The organism is Stenotrophomonas acidaminiphila (assembly GCF_014109845.1).
Lineage (GTDB): Bacteria > Pseudomonadota > Gammaproteobacteria > Xanthomonadales > Xanthomonadaceae > Stenotrophomonas > Stenotrophomonas acidaminiphila.
This window is the reverse complement of record NZ_CP043567.1, coordinates 1,067,024-1,092,712: the sequence shown is the minus strand read 5'-3', so window position 1 is coordinate 1,092,712 and position 25,689 is coordinate 1,067,024. Positions and strand designations below refer to the sequence as shown.

General features: G+C 69.0%; 22 protein-coding genes. 13 read left to right on the top strand and 9 right to left on the bottom strand.

Annotated features, from left to right (window positions below; all coding sequences use genetic code 11):
* Positions 1-96 precede the first annotated feature (96 nt).
* Together F0P95_RS05030 and F0P95_RS05025 are read right to left on the bottom strand one after the other, a co-directional pair.
* Positions 97-3,090, bottom strand: coding sequence for a TonB-dependent receptor (locus tag F0P95_RS05030; RefSeq protein WP_182335918.1), 2,994 nt, complete (start codon positions 3,088-3,090; stop codon positions 97-99).
* A 49-nt stretch (positions 3,091-3,139) separates the two neighbouring features.
* A complete protein-coding gene (locus F0P95_RS05025) occupies positions 3,140-4,624 on the bottom strand; it encodes a transglutaminase-like domain-containing protein (RefSeq protein WP_425515909.1) in 1,485 nt (494 codons plus the stop codon).
* Between the two features lie 126 nt (positions 4,625-4,750).
* Between F0P95_RS05025 and F0P95_RS05020 the strand changes: the two genes are divergently transcribed.
* The 7 genes from F0P95_RS05020 to F0P95_RS04990 all read left to right on the top strand — a co-directional run bounded on the left by F0P95_RS05020 (position 4,751) and on the right by F0P95_RS04990 (position 12,527).
* Complete coding sequence (locus F0P95_RS05020) at positions 4,751-6,199, top strand: C40 family peptidase (RefSeq protein WP_182335916.1); 1,449 nt, start codon at positions 4,751-4,753, stop codon at positions 6,197-6,199.
* Positions 6,196-7,293, top strand: a complete 1,098-nt coding sequence (locus F0P95_RS05015; protein ID WP_054661435.1) for a dipeptide epimerase — start codon at positions 6,196-6,198, stop codon at positions 7,291-7,293. The genes F0P95_RS05020 and F0P95_RS05015 overlap by 4 nt, the downstream gene beginning before the upstream one ends.
* 78 nt (positions 7,294-7,371) lie before the next feature.
* Positions 7,372-7,509: a hypothetical protein gene (locus tag F0P95_RS05010; protein WP_182335915.1), complete on the top strand. Its 138-nt coding sequence runs from the start codon at positions 7,372-7,374 to the stop codon at positions 7,507-7,509.
* 677 nt (positions 7,510-8,186) lie between these two features.
* Entirely contained in the window at positions 8,187-9,041 is an 855-nt protein-coding gene (locus F0P95_RS05005) for a MurR/RpiR family transcriptional regulator (protein WP_054661432.1), read from the top strand.
* A 71-nt stretch (positions 9,042-9,112) separates the two neighbouring features.
* Positions 9,113-9,844, top strand: a complete 732-nt coding sequence (locus F0P95_RS05000) for a L,D-transpeptidase family protein (protein WP_182336785.1) — start codon at positions 9,113-9,115, stop codon at positions 9,842-9,844.
* 182 nt (positions 9,845-10,026) lie between these two features.
* Entirely contained in the window at positions 10,027-11,295 is a 1,269-nt protein-coding gene (locus F0P95_RS04995; RefSeq protein ID WP_182335914.1) for a dicarboxylate/amino acid:cation symporter, read from the top strand.
* A gap of 86 nt (positions 11,296-11,381) precedes the next feature.
* The gene (locus F0P95_RS04990; RefSeq protein ID WP_182335913.1) at positions 11,382-12,527 is read left to right on the top strand and encodes a PQQ-dependent sugar dehydrogenase; all 1,146 of its coding nucleotides are present in this window, start codon (positions 11,382-11,384) and stop codon (positions 12,525-12,527) included.
* A gap of 60 nt (positions 12,528-12,587) precedes the next feature.
* Here F0P95_RS04990 and F0P95_RS04985 read toward each other — a convergent pair whose 3' ends face one another.
* The 5 genes from F0P95_RS04985 to tsaD all read right to left on the bottom strand — a co-directional run bounded on the left by F0P95_RS04985 (position 12,588) and on the right by tsaD (position 18,255).
* Complete coding sequence (locus F0P95_RS04985) at positions 12,588-13,082, bottom strand: CcdC protein domain-containing protein (protein WP_182335912.1); 495 nt, start codon at positions 13,080-13,082, stop codon at positions 12,588-12,590.
* A gap of 99 nt (positions 13,083-13,181) precedes the next feature.
* The gene (locus F0P95_RS04980) at positions 13,182-15,356 is read right to left on the bottom strand and encodes a glycoside hydrolase family 3 N-terminal domain-containing protein (RefSeq protein WP_182336783.1); all 2,175 of its coding nucleotides are present in this window, start codon (positions 15,354-15,356) and stop codon (positions 13,182-13,184) included.
* 86 nt (positions 15,357-15,442) lie between these two features.
* Positions 15,443-16,711: a mechanosensitive ion channel family protein gene (locus F0P95_RS04975; RefSeq protein WP_182335911.1), complete on the bottom strand. Its 1,269-nt coding sequence runs from the start codon at positions 16,709-16,711 to the stop codon at positions 15,443-15,445.
* 68 nt (positions 16,712-16,779) lie between these two features.
* Positions 16,780-17,133 (bottom strand): dihydroneopterin aldolase, encoded by a 354-nt coding sequence (gene folB / locus F0P95_RS04970; RefSeq protein ID WP_054661414.1) that lies wholly within the window; start codon positions 17,131-17,133, stop codon positions 16,780-16,782.
* A gap of 96 nt (positions 17,134-17,229) precedes the next feature.
* Entirely contained in the window at positions 17,230-18,255 is a 1,026-nt protein-coding gene (gene tsaD, locus F0P95_RS04965) for a tRNA (adenosine(37)-N6)-threonylcarbamoyltransferase complex transferase subunit TsaD (RefSeq protein WP_056931558.1), read from the bottom strand.
* A gap of 199 nt (positions 18,256-18,454) precedes the next feature.
* On the opposite strand from tsaD, the gene rpsU reads away from it, so the two are divergent.
* From rpsU to F0P95_RS04935, 6 genes are all read left to right on the top strand, one after another.
* Positions 18,455-18,670, top strand: coding sequence for a 30S ribosomal protein S21 (gene rpsU / locus F0P95_RS04960; RefSeq protein ID WP_002808376.1), 216 nt, complete (start codon positions 18,455-18,457; stop codon positions 18,668-18,670).
* A 135-nt stretch (positions 18,671-18,805) separates the two neighbouring features.
* The gene (locus F0P95_RS04955; protein ID WP_056931559.1) at positions 18,806-19,252 is read left to right on the top strand and encodes a GatB/YqeY domain-containing protein; all 447 of its coding nucleotides are present in this window, start codon (positions 18,806-18,808) and stop codon (positions 19,250-19,252) included.
* Between the two features lie 97 nt (positions 19,253-19,349).
* A complete protein-coding gene (locus F0P95_RS04950) occupies positions 19,350-20,228 on the top strand; it encodes a YihY/virulence factor BrkB family protein (RefSeq protein ID WP_182335910.1) in 879 nt (292 codons plus the stop codon).
* Positions 20,229-20,285: 57 nt separating this feature from the next.
* Positions 20,286-22,019, top strand: coding sequence for a DNA primase (gene dnaG, locus F0P95_RS04945; RefSeq protein WP_182335909.1), 1,734 nt, complete (start codon positions 20,286-20,288; stop codon positions 22,017-22,019).
* Between the two features lie 20 nt (positions 22,020-22,039).
* Positions 22,040-22,537 carry a protein tyrosine phosphatase family protein gene (locus tag F0P95_RS04940; RefSeq protein ID WP_182335908.1) on the top strand — a complete coding sequence of 166 codons (498 nt, stop codon included), beginning with the start codon at positions 22,040-22,042 and terminating at the stop codon, positions 22,535-22,537.
* Between the two features lie 34 nt (positions 22,538-22,571).
* Entirely contained in the window at positions 22,572-23,558 is a 987-nt protein-coding gene (locus tag F0P95_RS04935; protein WP_182335907.1) for a bile acid:sodium symporter family protein, read from the top strand.
* Positions 23,559-23,622: 64 nt separating this feature from the next.
* Here the strand turns inward: F0P95_RS04935 and cyoE are convergent, their stop codons facing one another.
* Together cyoE and F0P95_RS04925 are read right to left on the bottom strand one after the other, a co-directional pair.
* Positions 23,623-24,516, bottom strand: coding sequence for a heme o synthase (cyoE, locus tag F0P95_RS04930; protein ID WP_182335906.1), 894 nt, complete (start codon positions 24,514-24,516; stop codon positions 23,623-23,625).
* Positions 24,517-24,520: 4 nt separating this feature from the next.
* Entirely contained in the window at positions 24,521-25,684 is a 1,164-nt protein-coding gene (locus tag F0P95_RS04925) for a COX15/CtaA family protein (RefSeq protein WP_182335905.1), read from the bottom strand.
* Between the last annotated feature and the right edge of the window lie 5 nt (positions 25,685-25,689).

Genomic DNA, 25,689 nt, shown 5'->3' with positions numbered 1-25,689 from the left:
AAGGCATTGCTCCAAAAAAAGATGGCGGCCCCCATGCAAGGGCCGCCAGAGGAGGAACTCAGTACCACAAATCCATCATGGTGCGCCGCGGCCTGGTCAGAAGTTCCAGGTCACGACCAGATTCGTGTAGCGCGGTGCCTGCCAGTGGGTGCCCTCGCCGAAGTAAGGCATCTTCGTCCCCGGGGTGCTCTCGTAGCGGGAGTGGACGTTGACGACGGCCTGGCGGTTGAGCAGGTTGTAGACGGACAGGCGTGCCTTCAGGTCGATGCCTTCTACCGGCAGGGTCCACATCACGCTGGCGCCCAGGTCGACCACCCACGGCATGCGACCAAACGCACCACGCTCGGTGTAGACCAGCTCGCGGTTGGCCCAGCTCGAACAATTGGCGGTGCACAGCCAACCCGAACCACCACCGCTGTACTCGCCCGGGCCACCCGCATTGCGGTTGTCGTTCGGCCACACCACGCCAAACGCGGTGATCGGGCCGCCGGAACGTGCCGACAGGGTGCTGCCGAAGGACCACTGCTCGTTGAGCTTGAAGGTTCCGCGCAGCTTGAACTGGTGGCGCGCGTCATTGAACGTCACGCCATAGCGCTCGTTGACCGCTGGGTGGTCGTAGTACTGCACCAGGTTGGTGTCGTTGTAGCCGGTATCCGAGTTCACCGGCCCTTCGATGTTGCCTTCGCTCTTGGACAGGATGTAGCTGGCGTTGAACGCCCACTTGTCATTCCAGGCACGGTCGAGCTGGAACTCCAGCGCCTTGTAGGTACGCTTGGGCTTCTTGTAGCCCATGATGGCGCCGCTACCCGATGCCTTGTAACCGTCCTTGGACGAATCCAGGGTGACCCAGCTGTTGGTATCCGGGCACCACAGCTGATTGGTTTCACCCGGATTGATGATCGGCCAGTCACCCGAGTACCAGGGGCAGCCCTCGACATGGTTGATGCGCACGTCCTCGACGGCGCGGGTCATGCGCCGGTAGGTGGCGTTGACGCCGTATGACCACTCTTCGTTGAGCGCCTGCTGGAAGCCGAGGATGAACTCGTCCTGGAACACCTGCTTGAGGTCACGCGCCACCGCCGTGCGCACGTCCGAAGGTGCCGGAGCGTTGCCATCGGTATTGACCGGGCCGATCTGCTGGCCCAGCACGGGCACCAGGTAGGTGTTGCCGGTCGAGCTCTGCTTCTGCGACCAGCCCTGGAGCACGTAGTAGGTGTGCTCGTCGGTGGTGCCGCCGCCGAAGTAGTCGGCGATCTTGTTGGTCAGCGGGGTGTAGTAGCGGCCGGCGTTGCCGAACACCTTCATCGAGCCGTCACCCTGCACGTCCCAGCTGAAGCCCAGGCGCGGCGAGATCATGTCGCTGAAGGTGCTCTTGGCGAACGTGGCGCCGGAGGCCAGCTTGTTGTGGAACTGGTCGAAGCGCACGCCGAGGTTCAGCAGCAGGTTCGGGGTGACGTTCCAGTTGTCTTCCACGTAGAACGCCTGCGCCTTGGTGCTGACCGGCGAACCGGTGACCTTGTAGCGGGCATCGATGATGTCGGTGACGCCGGGCGGCAGCACCACGCCATTGACCGAGCTGCCGGCGTTGACCACCAGCGCCTGGTACATGAATCCGTCGCCCGGGTAGACCACCGAGCTGTCCGAATCCATCACTTCCTGGTCCAGGCCGAAGCGGAGCAGGTGGTCGCCCAAGGTCCACTCGAAGTCCAGACGCGCCGCTTCGCGCTTGTCGTCGCGACTGCTGATGGCGGCATTGGTCGGGTGGCAGCCCTCGTTGGTCTTCGGGCCGTACTTCTTGGTGTAGCTGGACGCCAGGGTGATGATGCTGCACTCGGCATCCATCGGGCTGTTGCTCACCGCGCTGCGCTTGTTGACGCCGTACATCGCCTTGGCGACGAAGTTGTCGGTCAGGGTGCCGGTGTAGGTCAGCGACCAGTTGTCGCCACCCGAGGAGCCGCTGCTCTGGCCGCTGGAGTCACCGAAGATGTTGGTATCCCAGTTGTAGTTGTCGTAACTGGTGGTGACCGAATCGGCCTTGTCCGAGAACGCGAGCAGCTCCAGGCGGTTTCTGTCGTTGATGTACCAGTCGAGCTTGGTGCCCCAGAAATCGTTGTTGCTCTTGGTCTTCCACGCCTCGGTGGCGTCGACGTCCTGCGACTTGCTGTCGCGGTTCTCGTACATCGCGAAGAAGAACAGCTTGTCCTTCAGGATCGGACCGGAAGCCCACACATTGGTCTTCATCAGCGGGCTGCGATCGCGGCTGGTGCGGTCACGCTCGTCGATGGTGCCATCGCGGTGGAAATGATCCTTCTTCGCCGAGGCCCACGCCGAGGGTTCCATCGTGACCTCGACGCCACCCTTGAACTCGTTGGTGCCCGAGCGGGTGATGGCGTTGATGACGCCGCCGGTGCTGCGGCCGAACTCGGCCGAGTAGCCACCGGTCTTGATCTGGAACTCCTGGTAGAAGTTGAACGGCACCGTCGAGAAACCCTGGCGACGGTACGGATCGGTGACGTTGAGGCCGTTGATGTAGGCCACGTTCTCGGCGACGGACGAGCCGCCGAAGCTCAGGCCGCCGAAGCTCGACCCGGAATTCACCACGCCCGGCGCCAGCAGCGCGACCGCGGCCACGCTCTGGTCCACCGGCATGCGCGAAAGCTCTTCGCGGCTGATGTTGAACGAGGACTCGGTTGAGTACACGTCTACCCGGTTGACGATGCGCGAACCGACCACCTGCACCGAGCCCAGCGTCACCGGACCGGTGTCGCTGCCACCGAGGTTGACGTTGGTGGTGCCGCCCAGCGAGACGTTGACCGCGACCGGCTCCTTGTCGGCCTGGCCGTCGCGCTTGACGCTCAGGCTGTAGTCGCCCACCGGCAGCTGGCTCAGGCGGTAGCTGCCGTCGCTGCCGGCGGTCACCGTGCGGGTCAGCCCGGTGGCGGTGTTGGTGATGGTGATCTGGTCACCGGAATTGGCGCGGCCGGCGATGGCGCCGGTGGCACTCTGCGCCATGACGGTCGGTGCGAGCGCCCCGAGGCACGCACCCAGCGCGACGCTGAGCGCCGCCTTTTTCAGCATTTTCCTGTTCATCCCCTGCTCTCTCCTGCAGTGTTGTGTATTACAGCGGTGTCACGAAGCGTCAATCTTCCGGTGGCGGCAAGACCTGCCACTGGAAGTCGTAGTTCCATTGGTCGAAATAGAGATTGCCGCCCGCCCACTCGGCCTCGCCGCGCTGCGAGTCCACGGTTTCGGAGCGGAAGTGCTGCTTGGCCGGTACCAGCGCCTGCGCGTAGTCGTCGTTGAACGCGATGCGGTAGGCATCCAGCCCGCCGAAGTAGAAATCGCGCACCGCCGGCACCGGGCTGTCGAGCGCGCCGGTGGTGACGTCCATCGGCACCCAGCCATACGGCGCCAGGTACAGCGCGCCCCAGTCGTGCAGGTTGCTGTAGCCGGTGTCGTTGTCCGAGTACACCATGCCCGACTGCCAGCGCGCGGGAATGCCGTTCAGGCGCAACAGGCTCATCAACAGCAGCGTCTGCTGCCCGCAGTCGGCGTGGGTGGCGTGCAGCGCGTGGTCGCTGATGTTGCCGATGGTCGAGTACTCGCGCGCGCCGCCCCACGGGATGCGGTCGACCGCATCGAACAGCTTGCGCGCGATCCGGTACGGGTTGGTCTCACCGTCCACCACGCGCCGTGAGAACTCGCGCAGCGCCGGGGTGAACACGATGTGCGGCGCGCGCTCGGCCAGGTACGGCGCCAGCGCAGGGTCGTCCGGCGTGGGTCGCACCGCGTCCGGGTCGATGGCGAAATGGCGCGCGTACACGGTGAGCTCATAGCTCACCGAGAACGCGGTCGGCGTGCCGGCGACCGCCTTGCGTTCCAGGTAGGCGGTGCGCTGCAGTGCGGCTTCCGGCGCGACCTGCGCACCGCCCGGCACGCTGCCCAGCAGGCGGATGTCCTGCTGCTGCCCGGGGATGGCGCGCGGGTACGGGATCCAGGCGCGTACCGTCTCGCCGGCCGGCACCGCATCGGCCTTGACCGTGAGCGACTGGGTGACCCGCAGCCGCCGCGGCGCGACGCTGCGGGTGGCACCGGCCTGCGCGAGCCTGAGCACTTCCAGGTGATGCGGCGTGACCACCTCGAACGGGCCGGGTGCGGGCGGCTTGATCGCCGGCGAGCGCCGCGCGGCCGCCGCGGTGCTGACCCGGAACAGGTTGGAGGGCGCGCGGTTGAACCAGCGGCGCTGGCCATCGATGTCCAGGTGTTCGATCAGCCCGGCTTCGTCCCAGGCGCGGAATTCGTCCTCGCGCAGATCGGGGATGTAGCGGCGCACCGCGGCCATCGCGCGTTCGCGGTCGAGGCCGAAATCCAGCTGCATGCGGCGCATGCGCTCGCGCTGGAACAGATAGGCGTCGCGCTGCGCCTGGCCCAGCGCCGGCTGTTGCAGTGCAGCGTCGATCTGCGAGCGCGCCCCGGCGAAATCGCCACGGTCCACGCGTGCGGCAAGCTGCTCGGGCGTCTCGGCAGCGCCCGCCGTGGCCGACAGCAGGCACAGCAGGCCAGCCATGAGCCGGTACCGGGCAGGCCTGAAAGCGACTGGGACTTGGCGCAACGCTGGATCCACGGCAACACTTCCACGGGTACGCGGGATAACGGTTGTGTAACACGCGTGCGACAATGGGTCAATAATTTATTCTTGATTTCAAGGAAGAAAGGAATAAGTATTCCAATGCACCCCGAGGGAGTCCCCATGTCCGCCATCCCCGTCCGTCCCCACCCGCGGCGCCTCGCCTGGGCCTGCTGGTCCCTGCTGATCGCCGCGCCGTTGTGTGCGGCACCGGCCTTCGCGCTCGGCGCGGCCACCGCGTCGCCACAGGACCATGCCGGCGTCATCGGCCTGCGCGAGGATTACCTCTCGGCTGCGCACTGGATCGCACAGGTGTCCGATCCGGACCGGGTGATCCTCGACCGCGCCGGCATTGCCGCGCAGAACGCGCGCATGCGCCAGCTGGATGCGTCCATCCATGACCTGCGCGCCCTGCCGGCGACCCTGCCGCGCGACTTCGTGCGCGCGCAGATCGAGGCGATTTCGCGTCCCCCGACCCGCACGCTGTACGACGTGCAGGGCAAGCCGGTCGACGCCGCGCAGCTGCGCGCCATCAGCGACAACCTGGCCATGGACCGCATCGCCGGCACGCGCCCGCCGCAGTACGGCCTGATCGTGCACCGCGCCGCGCTGCGCGCCTTCCCCACCGGCCTGCGCGTGTTCTCCAGCAGCGGCGACACCGACATCGACCGCTTCCAGGAATCGGCGCTGTTCCCCGGCGATGCCGTGGCGGTGCTGCATGAAAGCGCCGACGGCCAGTGGCTGTTCGTCGCCAGCGAGCGCTACGTGGCATGGGTGGAAAAGCGCTTCGTCGGCATCGGCGACGCGGCCCAGGTGTTCGGTTACGGCGCCAGCGGCCCGTACCGGGTGATCACCGGCGCCACCGCCACCACCACCTATACGCCGGAAGAACCCCGCGTCTCGCGCCTGCAGCTGGACATGGGCGTGCGCGTGCCGGTGCTGGCCGACTGGCCCGCACAGCAGCCGGTCAACGGCCAGCAGGGCCATGCCGCCCACGTCATCCAGCTGCCGGTACGCGATGACCAGGGTCGCCTGGGCTTCGCCCCGGCGCTGCTGCCGCGCTCGCAGGACAGCAGCGACGACTACCTGGCGCTGACCCCGCGCAACCTGCTCACCCAGGCCTTCAAGTTCCTGGGCGAGCGTTACGGCTGGGGCCATTCCTACGACACCCGCGACTGCAGCGGCTTCGTCTCCGAGGTCTACCGCAGCTTCGGCGTGCTGCTGCCGCGCAACACCAGCGCGCAGGCGGTGAGTCCGGCGCTGGACCGCATCGCCTTCGGCGAAACGGACGGCAAGGCGCGGCGCGATGCCGCGGTGGACGCACTGCAGGTCGGCGACCTGGTCTACATCCCCGGGCATGTGATGATGACCATCGGCCATGCCGACGGCATGGCCTGGATGATCCACGATACCTCCGGCGGCAGCTGGTTCGGTGCCGATGGCAAGCGGGTCCAGGCCCACCTCAATGGCGTCTCGGTAACGCCGCTGCAGCCGATGATGGCCAGCGACACCGCCAGCTACGTCGACCGCATCACCAACATCCAGCGCATCCGCTCGCATACCACCAAATGAAGATCACCGATATCGAACTGGGCATGCTGCGCGTGCCCCTGAAAACCCCGTTCAAGACCGCGCTGCGCACCGTCGAATCGGTCGAGGACATCGTGGTGCTGGTGCGTACCGATACCGGCCACACCGGCTACGGCGAGGCGCCGGCCACCGCGGTGATCACCGGCGATACCCATGGCTCGATCATCGAGGCCATCAACAACTTCATCAAGCCACGCCTGATCGGCGAGGACATCGCCAACCTCAACCGCATCTGCGGGCTGGTGCAGTCCTCGCTTGAGCGCAACACCAGCGCCAAGGCCGCGGTGGAGATCGCCATCTACGACCTGTGGGCGCAGCTGCACGGCGCGCCGCTGTACCAGATGCTCGGCGGCGGCGACCCGGTGATCACCACCGACATCACCATCAGCGTGGACTACATCGACAAGATGGTGGCCGACTCGCTGTCGGCGATCGAGCGCGGCTTCGAGTCGCTGAAGATCAAGGTCGGCAAGGACATCGGCCTGGACATCGAGCGGGTCAAGGCGATCCACGCCGCGGTCGAGGGCCGGGCGCTGCTGCGGCTTGACGCCAACCAGGGCTGGACCGCCAAGCAGGCGGTCTATGCCATGAGCGCGCTGGAGAACGCCGGCGTGGTGCTGGAGCTGCTGGAACAGCCGGTCAAGGCCGCCGACATCGACGGCATGAAGTACGTCACCGAGCGGGTCAACACCCCGGTGATGGCCGACGAGAGCGTATTCGGCCCGCACCAGGTGTTCGACCTGATCCACCAGCGCGCGGCCGACATCATCAACATCAAGCTGATGAAGACCGGTGGCATTTCCAACGCCATCAAGGTCGCCGACATCGCCTCGCTGTACGGCATTCCCTGCATGATCGGCTGCATGCTCGAGTCCAGCATCAGCGTGGCCGCGGCGGTGCACCTGGCGGTGGCCAAGTCCGGCGCGATCACCAAGGTGGACCTGGACGGGCCATCGCTGAGCCTGTTCAACCCGGTCACCGGCGGGGTGATCTTCAATGAGTCGGAGATCAGCATCACCGATGCGCCGGGACTGGGCATCACCGAGGTGCGCGGGCTGGAGATGCTGAAGGCATGACCGGCATGGCGACGGCAACCGACCTTGTTGCTGTCGCACTCCCTCCCGGGTGGGCCGCATCGCAGGAAGCAGTGGGGAATGCTTCTGCCGTCGCTTCTGCCGTCGCTTCTGCCGTCGCTTCTGCCGTCGCTTCTGCCGTTGCTTCTGCCGTTGCTTCTGCCGTTGCCGTTGCCGTTGCCGTTGCCGTTGCCCGTGAGTTTGCTCTTCGGCTTTTGACTTCCCCGGCCGTAGAGCGGGCCGAGCACCACAGCGGGCCGAGGGGCGAAGAGGCGCACGTGTCTGAGCGAAGCGAGTTGTGCGCCGTCCCCTTGGCACGCGAGGCGCGCAGGGGACCGGCGGGCGCAGCCCGACGGATCGCGTCCCGGCCCGTGCTTTCTCTTGGTTACTTCTCTTTGCACGAGCAAAGAGAAGTAACTCGCGCCCCGGAGGGGAGCGAAAGCCTTTGCTTCTGCCGCTGCCTGGGTCGTTGCTCCGGGAAGAAACAACAACCAAGGCAGAAGCTTGAAAGCACAGCTTTCGCCGCTGCTTCGCAGGAGCGAGCTACTTTTCTTTGCTCGTGCAAAGAAAAGCTAGCCAAAAGAAAGCACGCCCTGCCTCCGCGCCCGACGCGCTGCGCGCGCCGGGTCCACTCCGCCGCCGGGATTTTTCGACGAGACATCCCTGTCTCGTCGAAAAACGACGTGCATCCCTGCACGTCGCCCCTACGGGGTCTTATCCGTCGGCTCCGTCGCTGCGGAAGGGAACCCGGGAAGTCAAAAGCACATGCAACTACAAGAGCAACAGCCGATCTTCCCCCGGCTGCCTTGCCAACGTAACGTCCCGGTTGGATTCCAAGCCTTACCGCCTCCGCAAAATCCTTTTAGAGTCACCCCATCGCAGCCAACGGCCCGCCCATGCCACCCCTGGTAAAAATCCGCTCCGAACGCGAACAGATGTCGGCGATCGAACGGCGCATCGCCGACTTCATCCTCGACAACGCGCACCTGCTGCGCGACTACTCTTCGCAGCAGCTGGCCAATGCCCTGGGCATCAGCCAGTCGAGCGTGGTCAAGTTCAGCCAGAAGCTCGGGTTCAAGGGCTACCCGGATCTGAAGTACTCGGTCGGTGCGGCGGTGGCACTGGCCAGCAACGGCAATGGCGACGTCGCCGAATGGCCGCCGGAGAACGACCCGCACGGCTACCTGCAGGTGGCCGAGGGGCTGCGCCGCAGCAAGGCCGCGGCCGAGGAGGAGACCCGCGTCGCCAATCCGCAGGAAGAGGTGGAAGCGGTGATCGCGCTGATCGACGCCGCCCCCAAGGTATTCGTCTACGGACTGGGCGACGATGGCCTGTACGCCCGCGAATTCGCCATGCGCCTGGCGCTGCTGGGCATCCTCACCGTGCAGCATGCCGATCCGATCCTGATGACCGCCAACCTGTCGGCCGCGCGCCCTGGCGACGTGCTGCTGGTGTTCTCCGAATTCGGCAAGCTGCCGCAGCTGTGGCAGCTCTCGCGCCAGTTCCAGGAGATGGGCGGCAAGGTCGTGTCGATCACCCGCCACACCGCCAACCCGCTGCGCGCCCATGCCGATGCCTCGCTGGCGATCTGCGCGCACGACCCGCAGCCGCCGGTGGCGCAACTGCTGTACCGTTGCTCGTTGCAGTACCTGCTGGATTTCGTGTTCGTGCTGCTGTGCCATGCCAACTCCGACCGCCAGCGCCAGCTGGCGTTGAACCAGGAGCGCATCCAGCAGTTGATCGACAACTGATTGCCGGAGCCGTCGCCATGTCATTCCTGTTCCGTTCCCTCGCCCGCTGCCTGTTGCCGTCGCTTGCCGCGATGGGGGTGGCCGGCGCCGCCGCCGCGACGCCCGCCGCGCCGGTGCACGATGCGCGCCAGCTGGTAGTGGTGACCACGCCGTCGTGGGACACCCCGGCAGGCCGCCTGCAGGCCTACGAGCGCACCGCGCAGGGCTGGAAGCCGCATGGCGCCGGATTCGAAGTGGCGCTCGGCCGCAACGGCAGCGCATGGGGCCTGGGCCTGCATCCGGCGCAGCCGGACGGCCCGCAGAAACGCGAGGGCGACGGTCGCAGCCCGGCCGGCGTGTTCGGTATCGGCGAGGCCTTCGGCTACGCTCCGCGCGTGGACAGCGCACTGCCGTACCAGCCGATGCTGGCAAGCAGCTATTGCATGGATGTGCCGGATTCGCCGCTGTACAACCGCATCGTCGACGCCGAGGTGGTGGGCAGCGAGGCGGTGGAGGGGTCCACCGAACCGATGCGGCTGGACCTGCACAACCAGGGCGACCGCCGCTATCGCGAAGGCTTCGTGATCGAGCACAACCCCAGGGCCGAGCCCGGCCGCGGCAGCTGCATCTTCGCCCACCTGTGGCGACAGAGCGGCGAGGCGACGGCCGGCTGCACCGCGATGGAACCCGAGCGCATGTCCGCCCTGCTCGGCTGGCTGGATCCGGCGGCGCATCCGCTGTTCGTGCTGTTGCCCGAAGCCGAGTACCGGCGCCTGCAGCAGCACTGGGGCCTGCCTGCGCCTGCGGCCGATGCCGGTCATTGACCGGCGCCACGCCCGGGCGCTTCCGTATTCCCGCGGCAGGCGGTACCTGCCACGCCATGGATGGGCGAACCGGTCGCGTCAGGCATCGCCCTGATGCATGAGGCGCGCCCGGCAGTCGCGCCTCGCTCGTGGCACGGGCTCGCCCCCTGCCCTGTTCCCCTCCTTCCGCAACCCGGCCATCCATGACCACAACGACCCGACGTTTCCGGCTCTCCGCTCCCGTCAAAGTGCTGATCTCGCTGCTGGTCGGCGCGGTGGTCGGGCTGACGCTCACCCATCACGATCCGGCGCTCGCGCTGCAGGTCGCCGAGTTCGCCCGGCCGATCGGCCGGCTGTGGCTCAATGCACTGCAGATGACGGTGGTGCCGCTGGTCACCGCGCTGGTGATCGTCGGCGTCAATACCGCCAGCAACGCCGCCGCATCCGGGCGTACCGCACGCAACGCGATCCTGGTGTTCATCGTGCTGCTGGTCGCCGCGGCGAGCTTCTCGGCGGTGGTCACGCCGGCGCTGCTGGGCCTGGTACCGCATGACAGCGCGACCATGCAGACCTTCCGCGCCGCGCTGCACGCACCGGAAACACTGGCCAAGGCGCCGACCGCCGCGCAGTGGCTGTCCTCGCTGATTCCCAGCAACGTGCTGGCGGTGGCATCGGCCAACGCGATGCTGCCGCTGGTGGTGTTCGCGATGTTCTTCGGCTTCGCGCTGAGCCGGCAGGACAGCGAACGCCGCGACCGCATCCTGGAAATCATCAAGATCGTCGGCGACACCATGATCACCATCGTGCGCTGGGTGCTGTGGGCCGCGCCGCTGGGCGTGTTCGCGCTGGTGCTGGTGGTCTGCGCCGAGGTCGGCATGAGCGTGCTCGGCATCCTCGGCTATTACATCCTGTTGATGTGCGTGGTCTACATCCTGATCACCCTGCTGCTGTACGTGGTGGCGGTGCTGGCCGCGCGCGAGGGCCTGCGCCGCTTCGCCGCCGCGCTGGTGCCGGTGCAGGTCATCGCCGGCAGCACGCAGTCGTCGCTGGCCTCGCTGCCGGCGATGATCGACAGCGCGCGCAACCGGCTGGGCTACCCCACCGCGCTGACCTCGCTGGTGCTGCCGATGGCGGTCTCGCTGTTCCGGGTGACCAGCCCCGCGCAGTACATCGCCGTGGCCAGCTTCATCGCCTGGCTGTACGGCATCGACATCACCTTCTCGCAGTACGCGGTGGCAGTGCTGCTGGCCGCGGCGATCAGCATGGGCTCCACCGGCCTGCCGGGCCAGGCCAACTTCATGACCAACAACATGCCGGTCACGCAGAGCATGGGGCTGCCGGTGGAACCGCTGGGCGTGCTGCTGGCGGTCGATACGATCCCCGATGTGTTCTGCACCATCGGCAACACCACCGGCGACATGACCGCCACCTCGATCGTCGCCAAGCGCATGGCACCGGCCGACGACGCCTGACGCCGCGGCCGCGCGGACCGGCGTGCCTCGCGCGCCGGCTTCGCATAAGGTGTGCGGTTCCACCGCTTTCCGCCCTGGAGTTCGCCATGCCCCGCCCCCTGCTGCTCAGCCTGGCCCTTGCGCTGACGCCCGTCCTGTTCACCACCGCCTGCGCCGCGGATCCGGCCGCGCAGGCGGCGGTCAAGCCGGCGCAGTGGCCGTTCGCCGCCGCCGAGGTCGCCCGCTTCGACAGCCCGTGGGCAATGGCGTTCCTGCCCGACCGCAGCCTGCTGGTCACCGAGAAGGCAGGCAGGCTGGTGCATCTCGATCCGGCCAACGGCCGCCGCCACGCCATCGCCGGGGTACCCCAGGTGGCGCATGCCGGCCAGGGCGGTTTCGGCGATGTCGCCCTGCACCCGCAGTTCGCCCGCAACGGGCTGGTCTATTACAGCTATGCCGAGCCCGGCGAGAACGACACCCGCGGTGCCGCGGTGGCGCGCGCGCGGCTGGTGCTCGACGCCCAGGGCGGCGGCCGCCTGGCCGATGCGCAGGTGATCTGGCGGCAGACCCCGAAAGTCAGCGGCAACGGCCACTATGGCCACCGCCTGCTGTTCGGGCCCGACGGCAAGCTGTGGATCAGCTCCAGCGAACGGCAGAAGTTCGACCCCGCGCAGGACATGGGCGGCAACCTCGGCAAGATCATCCGCCTCAACGACGACGGCAGCGTGCCCGCCGACAACCCATTCGCCGCGCAGGGTTCGCCGGCCAACCAGGTGTGGTCGCTCGGCCACCGCAACATCCTCGGGCTGGCCTTCGACGCGCGCGGGCGGCTGTGGGAAAACGAGATGGGACCGAAGGGCGGCGACGAGTTGAACCTGATCCAGCGCGGCGGCAACTACGGCTACCCGCTGGTCTCCAACGGCGACCATTACGACGGCCGCGACATCCCCGACCACCACACCCGGCCGGAGTTCGTCGCGCCGAAGATCAGCTGGACGCCGGTCATTTCCCCGTCCAGCCTGATCATCTACGACGGTGCGCAGTTCCCGCAGTGGCGCGGCAATGGCTTCATCGGCGGGCTCTCGTCGCAGTCGCTGGTGCGCATCGCCTTCGACGGCGACAACGCGCGCGAGGCCGAACGCTTCGACATGGGCGCGCGCATCCGCGCGGTGACGCAGGGCCCCGATGGCGCGCTGTGGCTGCTGGAGGACGGCAGCAACGCACGCCTGCTCAAGCTGACGCCGCGCACGTAGCCGCCGCTGTCGTACGCGGGAGGGCGTGCCGTTGACGCCCCTCGCGCAGCGGGCCGCACGCTACGGTTTGTAGCGCAGGCTCAGGTGCAGGCCGATGGCCTGCGTCAGGCCGTAGCAGACCAGGGCGGCAGCCAGGCCCAGGGTCAGCGGGCTGGCGTTGGCGGCGCCGGGCGCCATGCCCTGGCTGAAGGCGCCGTCCTGCCAGCGCCAGGCCAGGCGCGCGACCAGCAGCAGCGACAGGGCGCCGCCGATCCACGGATTGGGCGTATAGCCGCGCCGGCCTTCGCGCGCGTCAAAGCGCGTGTGTTTCAACCCAAACCATCCCAACGCGATGCCGGCCAGCGCGCCCACGGACATGCCGGCGGCCACGTGCGGCACGAAGGCCGCCGCCAGCCCGAGCATCGCCGCCACCAGCGCCAGGATCACGATGCGCGCCAGGGTGCGACGCGGCTGCCAGGGCTGCCAGCCGAAGTGGCGGCGGAGCCGGCGGTAGTACATCCAGCCGAAACCGGCAGTCATCAGCCACGGCAGGTAGGTGGGCATCGGTGCAGGCATGGCGGGTCTCCGTGGGCGCGGCGACAGCATCGCACGCCCGCTGCCTGCTTCAAGATGCAGGGCGTCATCCCGGCCCGGCAGGCGGGTCGGGGCAGGCAGTCAGGGCGCCAGCAGTTCGAAGCGCATCGGTTCGCCATCGGCCGACGACGCGCACACCCACAGGTCGAACAGGCCGGGCTCGGCGGTGAACACGCCTTCGCTGTTGGTGAAGGCCAGTTGCCCGCGGTCGAGCCGGAACACCACGTCCCTGGCCTGGCCGGGCGCCAGCGCGATCTTCGCGAATGCCTTGAGCTCGCGCACCGGGCGCACGCGGCTGGCGACGCGGTCGTGCACGTACAGCTGCACCACTTCCTCGGCGGACACCGTGCCGGTGTTGGTGACCGTGGTGGTGACGACCAGTTCGCCATCCCAGTCCAGCTGCGGCGTGCTCAGGCGCGGCGCGCCGTAGGCGAACGTGGCGTAGCCCAGGCCGTGGCCGAAGGCGTACAGCGGCGCGTTGGGGATCTCGCGCCAGCGCGCCTTGAACTCGGACATGCCGGGCAGCTCCGGGCGGCCCGTGCGCGGGTGGTTGTAGAAATACGGCTGCTGCCCGGAGTGCTGCGGGAAGCTCACCGGCAGGCGGCCCGACGGGCTGTAGTCGCCGAACAGCACGTCGGCCACCGCATGACCGGTCTGGGTACCGAGGAACCAGGTCACCGCGATGGCCTGCGCATCGCGCACCGCGCCATGCAGCGCCAGCGCGCGGCCGTTGCGCAGCAGCACCACGACCGGCGTACCGGTGGCGGCGACCGCCTCGGCCAGGGCCTGCTGTACCGCCGGCACCACGATCTCCACCCGCGACTGCGCCTCGCCGCTGTAGCGCTGCGGCTCGCCCAGCGCCAGCACCACCACGTCGGCGCGGCGTGCCGCGGCGACCGCCGCCTCGATGCCGCCTTCGACCGCGTCTTCCAGCGCGCAGCCTGGCACCACCTCCAGCAGCGCCTGGTCGGCCAGTGCCGCGCGCATGCCGGCTTCCAGCGTCACGTAGCGCGTCTTGTCGCCGAACAGGGTCCAGCACCCTTCGATGTTGTCGCGGTCCCGGGCGAACGGCCCGATCAGCGCGATCTTCTGTCCGGCCCTGCGCAACGGCAGCAGCGCACCGTCGTTCTTCAGCAGCACGATCGAACGCCGCGCCGCGTCGCGGGCCAGCGCATCGTGCGCGGCGATGTGCGAAGTGTCGGCCTCGCGCGCCGGGTCCAGCGACCGGTAGGGGTCGTCGAACAGGCCAATGGCGTCCTTCAGGCGCAGGATGCGCCGCACCGACGCGTCCAGCGCCGCCATCGGCACCTGGCCGCTTTCGACCAGCCCCGGCAGGTGCGCGGCGTAGAAGCCGCTCTGCATGCTCAGGTCGAGCCCGGCCAGGAACGCCTTGGCCGTGGCATCGGTTTCGTCGGCGGCGTAGCCGTGGGCGATCAGCTCCATGTCGGCGGTGTAGTCCGATACCACCACGCCGTCGAACCCCCATTGCCCGCGCAGCAGGTCGGTCAGCAGCCAGCGGTTGGCGCTGGCCGGCACGCCGTTGATGTCGTTGAACGCGCTCATCAGCGCGCGCGCACCGGCTGCCAGCGCCGCCCTGAACGGCGGCAGGTGCACGTCGTGCAGGGTCTGCGGCGCGATATCCACCTGGGCGTACTCCATGCCGGCGGCGACCGCGCCATACCCGGCGAAGTGCTTGGGCGTGGCCAGCAGCGAATCGGCCGCGGCCAGGTCCGGGCCCTGGAAGCCGCGTACGCGTGCGGCGGCGAAGGCGCAGCCCAGCACCACGTCCTCGCCGGCCGATTCCGCGCCGCGGCCCCAGCGCTGGTCGCGGGCGATGTCCACCGCCGGCGCGTAGGTCCAGTGGATGCCGGCGGCGGTGGCCTCCACGGCGGTGGCGCGCGCGGTGCGCTCGGCCAGCGCCGGTTCGAAACTGGCCGCCTCGCCCAGCGGGATCGGGAACACCGTGCGCATGCCGTGGATCACGTCCGCGGCCAGCGCCACCGGGATCCCCAGCCGGCTCTCCTCGACCGCCACGCGCTGGATCTCGCGGCCCTGCACGGCGCCGACGCCGTTGAACAGGCAGCCGACGCGGCCGGCACGCACCTGCTCGAGCACCTGCCCGGCGTTGCGCACGTTGGTTTCGGGATTCACGTCCGGTGCGAACGGGCGGACCATGTCGGCGAACACGCCCAGCTGGCCCACCTTTTCTTCCAGGGTCATGCGGGCGATCAGGGATTCGATGCGGTCTGCCACCAGTGGCGGTCCTTGTGGAAACGCTTTCAGAGCGCGGATTCTAGCCTTGTCGCCGTGAAGCCCGCGATGCGCCGCAGGCCCCGCCGTAGCTAGCCCCGGCCCGCGCCCTCGCGCATCGCCATGAGCATGGCGTCGCTGGATTCCTGGAACACGCGCAGGCCGAACTCGGGCAGGATCGCCAGCAGGTGGTCGAACACGTCGGACTGGATCGCCTCGTACTCGCCCCACGCGGTGCTGACGGTGAAGCAGTAGATCTCCAGCGGCAGGCCCTGCGGCCCCGGCGCCAGCTGCCGCACCAGCAGGGTCATGCCCTGGTGGATGCCCGGATGGCTGCGCAGGTAGCGCTCGATGTAGGCGCGGAAGGTACCCAGGTTGGTCAGCCGGCGCGCATTGACCTCTTCCGGGTGCGCCTGCGCCACCTGCGTGTTCCAGCGCTCCAGTTCGGCGCGCTTGCCGGCCAGGTAGTCGTCGAGCAGGCCAAACCGCTCCAGCCGCGCCAGTGCCGCCGTGTCCAGGAAATGCACGCTGTGCTGGTCCAGGTACAGCGCGCGCTTGATCCGGCGCCCGCCCGCCTCCTCCATGCCGCGCCAGTTCTTGAACGAATCGGTGACCAGCTTCTTGGTCGGTATGGTGGTGATGGTCTTGTCGAAGTTCTGCACCGTCACCGTGTGCAGGGCGATGTCGATCACGTCGCCGTCGGCGTTCTGGCTCGGCATCTCGATCCAGTCGCCGATGCGCACGCGGCCATCGCCGCTGATCTGCACGCTGGCCACCAGCGACAGGATGGTGTCCTGGAAGATCAGCATCAGCACCGCGGTGGCCGCGCCCAGGCCGGTGACCAGGTAGCGCAGGTCCACGCCGGCCAGGGTGGCGACGATGGACAGGCCGGCGATCACGAAGATCACGATCCTGGCGACCTGCAGGTAGCCCTTGATCGGCTTGTTGCGTGCGTCCGGGCGCCGCTCGTAGAGGTCGTTGGCCGCATCCAGCGCATGCGACACCGCCAGCGCCACGGTCAGCACCGCCCAGGCCTGGCAGGCGCCGACCACGAACGTCACCACCCCGGGCGGCAGGTCCGGCACCACCTTGATGCCGGCGGCGATGACCTGGCTGGGCACCACGTTGGAAAGCCGCGCGATCACCCGCATCAGGTGGCTGCCGCGCCCGGTCTGGGCGCCGGGCAGGCGACTGAGCAGCCGGCGCAGGCCGCGCAGCAGGATGCGCTTGGTGACCCAGTTGGCCAGGCCCGCGGCCACCAGCAGTGCCAGGATCATCAAGGCCAGGTAGGCCCCGGGATAGGGTTCCAGTGTGTCCTGCAACTGCTCGAGCCACCGTACCGCCACCACCGCATCCACCATCCGTCGTCTCCTGTGTGTTTCCGTGTATTTCGTCGCGGGCGGTTACCGGCCGGACGCCGGCAATGCCCTCAGCCCCGTTCGCGCTCGATGATCACGCCCACCGCGCGCGCGCCGCGCACCGCGCCCGGCTTGCTCAGCTTCAGCCGCAGCCAGCGCACGTCGAATTCGTCCAGCACGATGGCCGCGCAGCGCTCGGCCAGGGTTTCCACCAGGCCGAAATCGGATCCACCCACGTATTCCTGCAGGCGCCGGCTGACCGCCTTGTAATTGAGGGTGTCGGCAATGTCGTCGGTCGCCGCCGGCCTGCGGTTGTCGAACCCCATCTCCAGGTCGAACACCAGGGTCTGGCGGATGCGCCGCTCCCAGTCGTAGATGCCGATCAGGGCTTCGATCTCCAGCCCCTCGATGAATACCTTGTCCATTGCGTTCGTCGCGGTGAATGAACGGACATGGTAACGAGCCGCCGCTGAGCCTGCCGTTACACGGGACTGCCAGGACCCACGCGCCCGGGTGCGCGGCTACACCGGCGGCAGCGTGGCCATGTCCCAGCGCGGCACCACCTTCACCTCGGCCGGGCTGTGCTGGCCGGCCTGCAGGCGCAGCGCGCCGGCGAAGGCGATCATCGCGCCGTTGTCGGTGCACAGCGCCGGGCGCGGGAAGCACACGCGGCCGCCGCGGCGCTGCGCGGCATCCTGCAACCGGGCCCGCAGCCGCTTGTTGGCCCCGACCCCGCCGGCCACCACCAGTACATCGCAGCCGGCCGCATCCAGCGCGCGCTCGCACTTGATCGCCAGCGTATCGACCACCGCGTCCTCGAAACCACGCGCGATGTCGGCGCGGGTCTGTTCGCCCTGGTCGCTGTCGCGCCAGGCCAGCAGCACCTGGGTCTTGAGCCCGGAGAAACTGAAATCCAGCCCCGGCCGGTCGGTCATCGGCCGCGCGAACCTGAACCGGCCCGGCGTGCCGGCCTCGGCCAGCCGCGCCAGCTGCGGCCCGCCCGGGTACGGCAGGCCCATCAGCTTGGCGGTCTTGTCGAAGGCCTCGCCGGCGGCGTCGTCCAGGGTTTCGCCGAGCAGGCGGTAGCTGCCGATGGCGTCCACCGCCACCAGTTGGGTGTGCCCGCCGGAGACCAGCAGCGCCACGAACGGCGGCGCCGGCGGGTCGTCTTCCATCAACGGCGCCAGCAGGTGGCCTTCCATGTGGTGCACGCCGATGGCCGGCACGTCCAGCGCCCACGCCAGCGAACGCGCCACCCCGGCGCCGACCAGCAGCGCGCCGACCAGCCCGGGGCCGGCGGTGTAGGCCACGCCATCGAGCTCGGAGACGGCGATGCCGGCCTCGTCCAGGGTCTGCCGGATCAGCGGCAGGGTCTTGCGCACATGGTCGCGACTGGCCAGCTCCGGCACCACGCCGCCGTATTCGGCATGCAGCGCGATCTGGCTGTAGACCGCATGGGCGCGCAGGGCGTCGACGCCCGTCAGCGCGGTGTCGTACACCGCCACGCCGGTTTCGTCGCAGGAGGATTCGATGCCAAGGACTTTCATGCCGGTATTGTGAACCTCCGGCCGCGTGTTTACGAACCGCCCGGGGCCCGCTGCGGCAGCGCGCGCCATGGCCCACGGCGTCGACCATGGGCCGGCCGCCACGATCCCGGCCTGCCAGCCCACTTGCGCCCGGATTCAAAGCCGATATAATGCGCGGCTCACCGGGCGTGACCCGGTCTCACTGTGTCCCGGAGATTCCATGCCCAGCGTCAAAGTCCGCGAGAACGAACCTTTCGAGTTTGCGCTCCGCCGCTTCAAGCGCACCTGCGAAAAGGCCGGCGTGCTGGCCGAGACCCGCAAGCGCGAGTTCTACGAAAAGCCGACCCAGGAACGCAAGCGCAAGGCTGCTGCTGCCGTGAAGCGCCAGCTGCGTCGTTCCTCGCGCGACGTCACCAAGCGTCAGCGCCTGTACTGATCGGACGCAACTCCTGAACGGGGGCCTCGGCCTTCCGTGACCGGAGTGGAAGCCGGCACGCGCGAGCGTAGCCGGCTTTTTGCGTTCCCGCGCCCCGTGCGCACCCCCGCATTCCGATCCCGCAAGAGGTGATCCATGAGCCTGAAACAGCAACTGACCGACGACATGAAGGCCGCCATGAAGGGCGGCGACAAGCACTCCCTCGGCGTGATCCGCCTGATCAACGCGGCGATCAAGCAGAAGGAAGTGGACGAGCGCATCGAACTGGACGACGCCGCGGTGATCGCGGTGCTGGACAAGATGGTCAAGCAGCGCAAGGACTCGGTGACCCAGTACGAGGCGGCCAACCGCGAGGACCTGGCCAAGGTCGAGCGCGACGAGATCGTGGTGATCGAGCGCTACCTGCCGGCCAAGCTGGGCGAGGCCGAGATCCTGGCCGCGATCAATGCCGCGATCACCGAAACCGGCGCCAGCAGCGCGGCCGACATCGGCAAGCTGATGGGCGTGCTCAAGCCGCTGCTGGCCGGCCAGGCCGACATGGGCCTGGTGTCGAAGCTGGTCAAGCAGGCCCTGGCCGGCTGAGCCCGGCGCATCCGCCCCGCCGGTGCCGCCACCGGCGGGCCGGCGCGCCGTCGTCCATCACGGCGGCTACGCGGCCGGGTATGCCATCCTGCGCGGCATGGCGCCCCTGTCACCGGACATGACGCACCGCCTGGAGCGGTTGCAGCAGAGCCTGCCGGCCGCCCTGGTCCGCCGCTTCACCGAAGCGGACGTGATGACCCAGGCGGCATCGCTGGCGTTCTACACCCTGCTCTCGCTGGCACCGCTGCTGGTGCTGCTGCTGTGGCTGACCGCCTCGCTCTATCCGCCCGCGCAGCAGGCGCTGGTCGGCCAGATCGGCGACCTGGCCGGCCACAGCGTGGCCGAAGTCGCCGACACCGTGATCGCCAACGCCACCGCCCAGCCCGACCTGGGCTCGCTGGCCGGCGCGTGGAGCCTGTTGCTGCTGTTCATCGGTGCCACCGTCGTGTTCGCCCAGCTGCAGGCCGCCCTGAACCGCATCTTCCGCGCCGACCTGCAGCGCTTCGACGGCGCGCTCGGCTGGCTGAAGAAGCGCATCTTCTCGGCCGGGGTGGTGCTGGCCCTGGGGTTCCTGCTGATCGTGTCGATGGTCGCCACCACCGCGCTGCAGGTGGTGTTCGCGCACCTGCCCTCGCTGCTGCCGGCAGTGGGCTACGTCTCCACCCTGCTGCTCTACACCCTGGGCTTCGCCTTCCTCTACCACTACCTGCCCGACCGGCCGGTCGCCTGGCGCCAGGCCTTCGGCGGCGGCGCCATCACCGCCGTGCTGTTCACCCTGGGCCGCTACGGCATCGGCCTGTACATCGCCAATGCCGCGCCCGGCAGCGCCTACGGCTCGATGGGCACGCTGGTGATCATGCTGGTCTGGGTGTACTACGCCAGCGTGGTGTTCTTCGCCGGCGCCCTGGTCACCGCGGTCATCGACGAACGCGCGCATCGGCGCGCGGCCACCGCCGTTCCGGGGCCGGGCCTCTAGTACACTTGCCGCACACCTTCGCCATGTACCGCCCGCAGCGGTGCTCCACTCCCTCGCATGGCCCGAATCCCCGACGCGTTCATCGACGACCTGCTCGCCCGCTCCGACATCGTCGAAGTGGTCGGCTCGCGCGTGCCGCTCAAGCGCCAGGGCAAGGAATACGCGGCGCGCTGCCCGTTCCACGACGAGCGTTCGGCTTCGTTCACCGTCTCGCCGACCAAGCAGTTCTACCACTGCTTCGGCTGCGGCGCGCACGGCACCGCGATCAGCTTCCTGATGAACTACGACCGCCTCGAGTTCCTCGACGCGGTGGAGGAACTGGCCAAGCGTGCCGGCATGGAGGTACCGCGCGACGCCAACCCGCGCAGCCCGCAGCAGCAGGATGACAGCCGCGACCAGTACTCCGCGCTCGACGCCGCCGCGCGCTTCTTCCAGAAGCAGCTGGAGGGCAGCGACAAGGCGCTGGCCTACCTCGACGGCCGCGGTGTGGACGCCGATACCCGCGCACGCTTTTCCATCGGCTATGCGCCGGACGGCTACAGCGCGCTGAAGGACGCGCTGGGCAAGGACGAGCGGCGGATGAAGCTGCTCGACCGCGTCGGCCTGTTCTCCAAGAACGACCGCGGCCATGTCTACGACAAGTTCCGCGACCGGGTGATGTTCCCGATCTTCGACCGCCGTGGCCGGGTCATCGCCTTCGGCGGCCGGGTCATGCAGAAGGACGACGGCCCCAAGTACCTCAACTCGCCCGAGACCGCGCTGTTCCACAAGGGCCGCGAGCTGTACGGGTTGTGGCAGGTGCGCCAGGCCAACCAGAAGATCGAGCGGCTGATCGTGGTCGAGGGCTACATGGACGTGGTCAGCCTGTTCCAGTTCGGCGTCACCCAGGCGGTGGCGACCCTGGGTACCGCGACCACGCCCGACCATGCCGAGCTGCTGTTCCGCAATGCGCCGGACGTGTACTTCTGCTTCGATGGCGACGCCGCCGGCCGCCGCGCGGCATGGCGCGCGCTGGAATCGGTGCTGCCGCGGATGAAGGACGGGCGCCAGGCGTTCTTCCTGTTCCTGCCCGACGGCGAGGACCCGGACACCATCGTCCGCAAGGAAGGCGCCGAGGCCTTCGACGCGCGCCTGAAGCAGGCTACGCCGCTGTCGCAGTTCTTCTTCGACGAACTCACCCGCGAGATCAACCTGGGCACGCTCGACGGCAAGGCGCGCCTGGCCGAACGCGCCAGGCCGATGCTGGCGCAGATCCCCGATGGTGCCTTCGGCGACCTGATGAAGCAGGAACTGCAGCGCCTGACCGGGATCGGCCGCGCCGCTGCCGGAGGCGCGCCGGCGGCAGCGCCCATGCGCCGCGCGGCGGTCGCGCCGGTGCAGAAACGCAGCCTGGTGCGCGCGGCCATCGCCATCCTGCTGCAGCAGCCCTCGCTGGCGCTGAGCCTGGAGGGCCACCATGCCATCGCCGGCCTGCGCCTGGCCGGCATCGAGCTGCTGCTGGAACTGCTGGAGCTGGTGCAGCAGCGCCCGGACATCAGCACCGGCGCGCTGCTGGAGCACTTCGACGGCCGCGAGGAACAGGCCGCGCTGCACCGGCTGGCGGCCGTCGCCCTGCCCGGCGACGAAGCCAGCTGGACCCAGGAGCTGCACGACGCCATCGTGCAGCTGGAGAAGCAGCTGCTGCAGCAACGCCTGGACGAACTGCAGGCCAAGCAGCGCCAGCAGGGTCTGGACGAGACCGACAAGTTCGAACTGCGCGAGCTGCTCAAGGCACGCGCGACGATGCGCTGAAGCGCGGACGGAGCAAAGCGATGCACCCACACCTGCCGAAACTGCTGTTCCTGCTGCTGGCCTGCGCCGGCTCCACCGCTGCCGCCGGGCAGGCGCTGAAGCAGCCGCGCCCGGACCTGTTCACCAGCGGCCAGCCCAGCGCGCAGCAGCTGCGCGATGCCGTGCGCTCGGGCGTGACCACCGTCATCGACCTGCGCATGCCGCACGAGGATCGCGGCTATGACGAGGCCGCTGCCGCCGAGGCGCTGGGCCTGCGCTACGTGCGCCTGCCCATCGATGGCGCGGCCGGCATCAGCGAAGCCAACGCGCGCACGCTCGACCGCCTGCTCAGGCAGGACCCCGGCACCACCCTGCTGCACTGCGCCTCGGGCAACCGCGCCGGCGCACTGCTGGCGCTGGTACGGGCGCGCGTGCAGGGAGCGCCGGTCGACGACGCCCTGCAGTTCGGCCGCGACGCCGGGCTGACCTCGCTGGAACCGGCCGTGCGCGCGGCGCTGGAGCGCCCCGCGCAGCCTTGAGCCCGCCGCCACGCCGACAAGGACACTCCCGCCGATGACCCGCTGGTGGTCGCGCCTGCGACCGGACAACTTCACCCTCGCCCTGCTCGCCACCGTGGCCCTGGCCAGCGTGCTGCCGATGACCGGCGCTGCCGCGCACGGCCTGGACCGCTTCACCGACCTGGCCATCGCCGCGCTGTTCTTCCTGCATGGCGCGCGACTGCCGCGCGAATCCATCGTCGCCGGCATGCTGCACTGGCGCCTGCACCTGGTCATTCTGGCCTGCACGTTCATGCTGTTCCCGCTGCTGGGGCTGGCGTTCCGGCCGCTCGCCGGGTGGGCACTGACGCCCGACCTCTACGTCGGCGTGCTGTTCCTGTGCGCGCTGCCGTCCACGGTGCAGTCTTCCATCGCCTTCACCTCGATGGCCGGCGGCAACATCCCGGCGGCGGTGTGCGCGGCCTCGCTGTCGAGCATCCTCGGCGTGTTCCTGACCCCGCTGCTGATGGGCGTGCTGGCCGGCAGCCAGGGTGGCATGGCCGATCCGCTGCACGCGGTCGGCGCGATCATGCTGCAGCTGCTGGTGCCGTTCGTCGCCGGCCACCTGCTGCGGCCGTGGATCGCGCGCTGGGTGGAGCGGCGGCGCGCGCTGCTGCGCTACACCGACCAGGGCACGGTACTGCTGGTGGTCTATGGCGCGTTCGGCGAATCGGTGGTGGAAGGCCTGTGGCACAAGACCCCGGTCGGCGCGCTGCTCGCCGCGGCGGGGGTGGCCGTGGTGCTGCTGGCCATCGCCATGCCCGGCATCACCTGGCTGGCGCGGCGGCTGGGATTCAGCCGCGAGGACGAGATTCCCATCGTGTTCTGCGGCTCCAAGAAGAGCCTGGCCACCGGCGTGCCGATCGCCAAGGTCCTGTTCGCCGGCGGCAGCCTCGGCGCGATCGTGCTGCCGATCATGATCTACCACCAGCTGCAGCTGATCGTCTGCGCGGTGGTGGCGCAGCGTTACGCGCGGCGCAAGCCGGAAACCGGCACCCGCTGAGCCCCGGTGGCGGACGCGGCGGGCGCCTGCCGTCACCGCTCCGCGCAGGCCGCTGGCCCGGCCCTCACAGCCAGGGCAGCAGCCAGTGGTCCACCAGCAGGAAGGCGAACAGCGCCATCAGGTAGACCACCGAGTAACCGAACATCTGCATGTTGAACATCTCGTCCGGCGGGTCCTGCATCTTCCACGCGTACCACAGGAACACCAGGTTCAGCACGGTGGCGCCGCCGAGATAGAACACCCCGCTCATGCCCAGCGCCACCGGCAGCAGGGTCACCACCACCAGCACCACCGAATAGAACAGGATCTGCCGGCGGGTGTGCGCCACGCCATGGGTGACCGGCAGCATCGGTACCGCGGCCTTGGCGTAATCGGCGCGGCGGAAGATCGCCAGCGCCCAGAAATGCGGCGGCGTCCACACGAAGATGATCAGCACCAGCAGCGAGGCGTAGGCCCAGTCGGAGCCGCCCTGCATGCCGGTCACCGCCGCCCAGCCGAGCAGTGGCGGGGTCGCGCCGGCCAGGCCGCCGATCACGATGTTCTGCGACGTCGCCCGCTTCAGGTACACGGTGTAGACCACCGCGTAGCCGATCAACGACGCGAACGTCAGCACCGCGGTGATCACGTTCACCCACAGCACCAGGATGGTCATCGACAGCGCGGTCAGCGCGCCAGCGAACACCAGCACCTGCCGCGGCGTCACCTTGCCCACCACCAGGGGCCGCCACGAGGTGCGGGCCATCTGCGCGTCGATGCGCGCATCCAGCAGCTGGTTGATCGCCGCGGCGGCTCCCGCCGACAGCCAGATGCCGATGAAGGCCACCGCGCCGGTCGTCGCCTGCGCGGCGGTCGGCCAGCCCGGGATCGCCAGGAACATGCCCACCAGCGCGGTGAACACGATCAGGGCCACCACCTTGGGCTTGGTCAGGTCCCAGTAATCACGCAACGTCGTACTCATCGGCTCACTCCGGGGCACGCAGCCGCGCCAGCAGCGAGACCAGCACGAACAACAGGCACACGGCGCCGCCGTTGTGCATCACCGCCACTGCCAGCGGCAGCGCGAGCTTGACGTTGAGCACGCCCAGGCTGACCTGCAGCAGCACCAGCACGCCCAGCGCGCTGGCCCAGCCGCGCATGCCCGGCAGGCGGAACATGCGCACCGACAGCACCAGCAGGTACACCGCCACGACCACGGCCATCATCCGGTGCGCCATCTGGATGGCGATGCGCGAGGCGCCGTCCAGCACCCCGCCTTCGTAGTCCACGCCGATGCCGCGCCACAGGGTGAAGCCCTCGCCGTAGCTCTGCGTCGGCCACCACTGGCTCACGCAGCGCGGGAAGTTGTCCAGCGATGCACTGCCGCCGCCGCAGGCCAGCGCGGCGTAGTTGGCGCTGACCCAGCCGCCCAGCGCGATCTGCAGCACCAGCAGCGCCAGCCCCACGCGCAGCCACCAGCGCAGGCGCGGGGCCTGCGCCAGGGTGATCGGCAGGTGCGTGGCCCTCCAGGCCATCCACACCAGCAGGCCGAACAGCAGCATCCCGCCGAGCAGGTGGCCCATGACCACGATGGGCTTGAGCAGCCAGGTCACGGTCCACATGCCCAGCAGCGCCTGGAAGATCACCACCGCCAGGGTCAGCATCGCCGCGCGCGACAGGTCGATGTTGGACCAGCGCAGCGCCGCCAGCAGCAGGATCGCCTCGCCGCCGATCGCCAGCACGCTGGAAGCGACATGTTCACCGCGCATGTACAGGGGGATGGCCAGCGCCACCAGCACCGAGGCGGTGACCACCTGGGCCACGCCCCGGCGGTGACGGCGTGCGGCCAGCAACGCCAGGGTCAGCACCTCCAGGCCCAGCAGGCCGGCCAGGAAACGGTGCACCTGTTCGCGCCAGGCCTTGTGGCTTTCCAGCGGACGGATCTCGCTGGCCACGTGCTGCGCGGCCTCCACCTGCGTCTGCGGCCAGGTGACGCGGCCATAGCAGGTCGGCCAGTCCGGGCAGCTGAGGCCGGCATCGGACAGGCGCACGAACGAGCCGAACATGATCGTGCTCGCGGTCATGATCAGGGCGAACCACGCCAGGCGGTGGAAATTGCGGTGCAGCGCCGGACGCGCGGGGGCATTCATTCGGA

What these genes read in the sequence shown, in the direction of transcription:
- F0P95_RS05030 (WP_182335918.1), bottom strand. Translation starts at nt 3,090, where the DNA reads ATGAACAGGAAAATGCTGAAAAAGGCGGCGCTCAGCGTCGCGCTGGGT.
- F0P95_RS05020 (WP_182335916.1), top strand. Translation starts at nt 4,751, where the DNA reads ATGTCCGCCATCCCCGTCCGTCCCCACCCGCGGCGCCTCGCCTGGGCC.
- F0P95_RS05015 (WP_054661435.1), top strand. Translation starts at nt 6,196, where the DNA reads ATGAAGATCACCGATATCGAACTGGGCATGCTGCGCGTGCCCCTGAAA.
- F0P95_RS05010 (WP_182335915.1), top strand. Translation starts at nt 7,372, where the DNA reads ATGCTTCTGCCGTCGCTTCTGCCGTCGCTTCTGCCGTCGCTTCTGCCG.
- F0P95_RS05005 (WP_054661432.1), top strand. Translation starts at nt 8,187, where the DNA reads ATGCCACCCCTGGTAAAAATCCGCTCCGAACGCGAACAGATGTCGGCG.
- F0P95_RS05000 (WP_182336785.1), top strand. Translation starts at nt 9,113, where the DNA reads ATGGGGGTGGCCGGCGCCGCCGCCGCGACGCCCGCCGCGCCGGTGCAC.
- F0P95_RS04995 (WP_182335914.1), top strand. Translation starts at nt 10,027, where the DNA reads ATGACCACAACGACCCGACGTTTCCGGCTCTCCGCTCCCGTCAAAGTG.
- F0P95_RS04990 (WP_182335913.1), top strand. Translation starts at nt 11,382, where the DNA reads ATGCCCCGCCCCCTGCTGCTCAGCCTGGCCCTTGCGCTGACGCCCGTC.
- F0P95_RS04985 (WP_182335912.1), bottom strand. Translation starts at nt 13,082, where the DNA reads ATGCCTGCACCGATGCCCACCTACCTGCCGTGGCTGATGACTGCCGGT.
- F0P95_RS04975 (WP_182335911.1), bottom strand. Translation starts at nt 16,711, where the DNA reads ATGGTGGATGCGGTGGTGGCGGTACGGTGGCTCGAGCAGTTGCAGGAC.
- folB (WP_054661414.1), bottom strand. Translation starts at nt 17,133, where the DNA reads ATGGACAAGGTATTCATCGAGGGGCTGGAGATCGAAGCCCTGATCGGC.
- tsaD (WP_056931558.1), bottom strand. Translation starts at nt 18,255, where the DNA reads ATGAAAGTCCTTGGCATCGAATCCTCCTGCGACGAAACCGGCGTGGCG.
- rpsU (WP_002808376.1), top strand. Translation starts at nt 18,455, where the DNA reads ATGCCCAGCGTCAAAGTCCGCGAGAACGAACCTTTCGAGTTTGCGCTC.
- F0P95_RS04955 (WP_056931559.1), top strand. Translation starts at nt 18,806, where the DNA reads ATGAGCCTGAAACAGCAACTGACCGACGACATGAAGGCCGCCATGAAG.
- F0P95_RS04950 (WP_182335910.1), top strand. Translation starts at nt 19,350, where the DNA reads ATGGCGCCCCTGTCACCGGACATGACGCACCGCCTGGAGCGGTTGCAG.
- dnaG (WP_182335909.1), top strand. Translation starts at nt 20,286, where the DNA reads ATGGCCCGAATCCCCGACGCGTTCATCGACGACCTGCTCGCCCGCTCC.
- F0P95_RS04940 (WP_182335908.1), top strand. Translation starts at nt 22,040, where the DNA reads ATGCACCCACACCTGCCGAAACTGCTGTTCCTGCTGCTGGCCTGCGCC.
- F0P95_RS04935 (WP_182335907.1), top strand. Translation starts at nt 22,572, where the DNA reads ATGACCCGCTGGTGGTCGCGCCTGCGACCGGACAACTTCACCCTCGCC.
- cyoE (WP_182335906.1), bottom strand. Translation starts at nt 24,516, where the DNA reads ATGAGTACGACGTTGCGTGATTACTGGGACCTGACCAAGCCCAAGGTG.
- F0P95_RS04925 (WP_182335905.1), bottom strand. Translation starts at nt 25,684, where the DNA reads ATGAATGCCCCCGCGCGTCCGGCGCTGCACCGCAATTTCCACCGCCTG.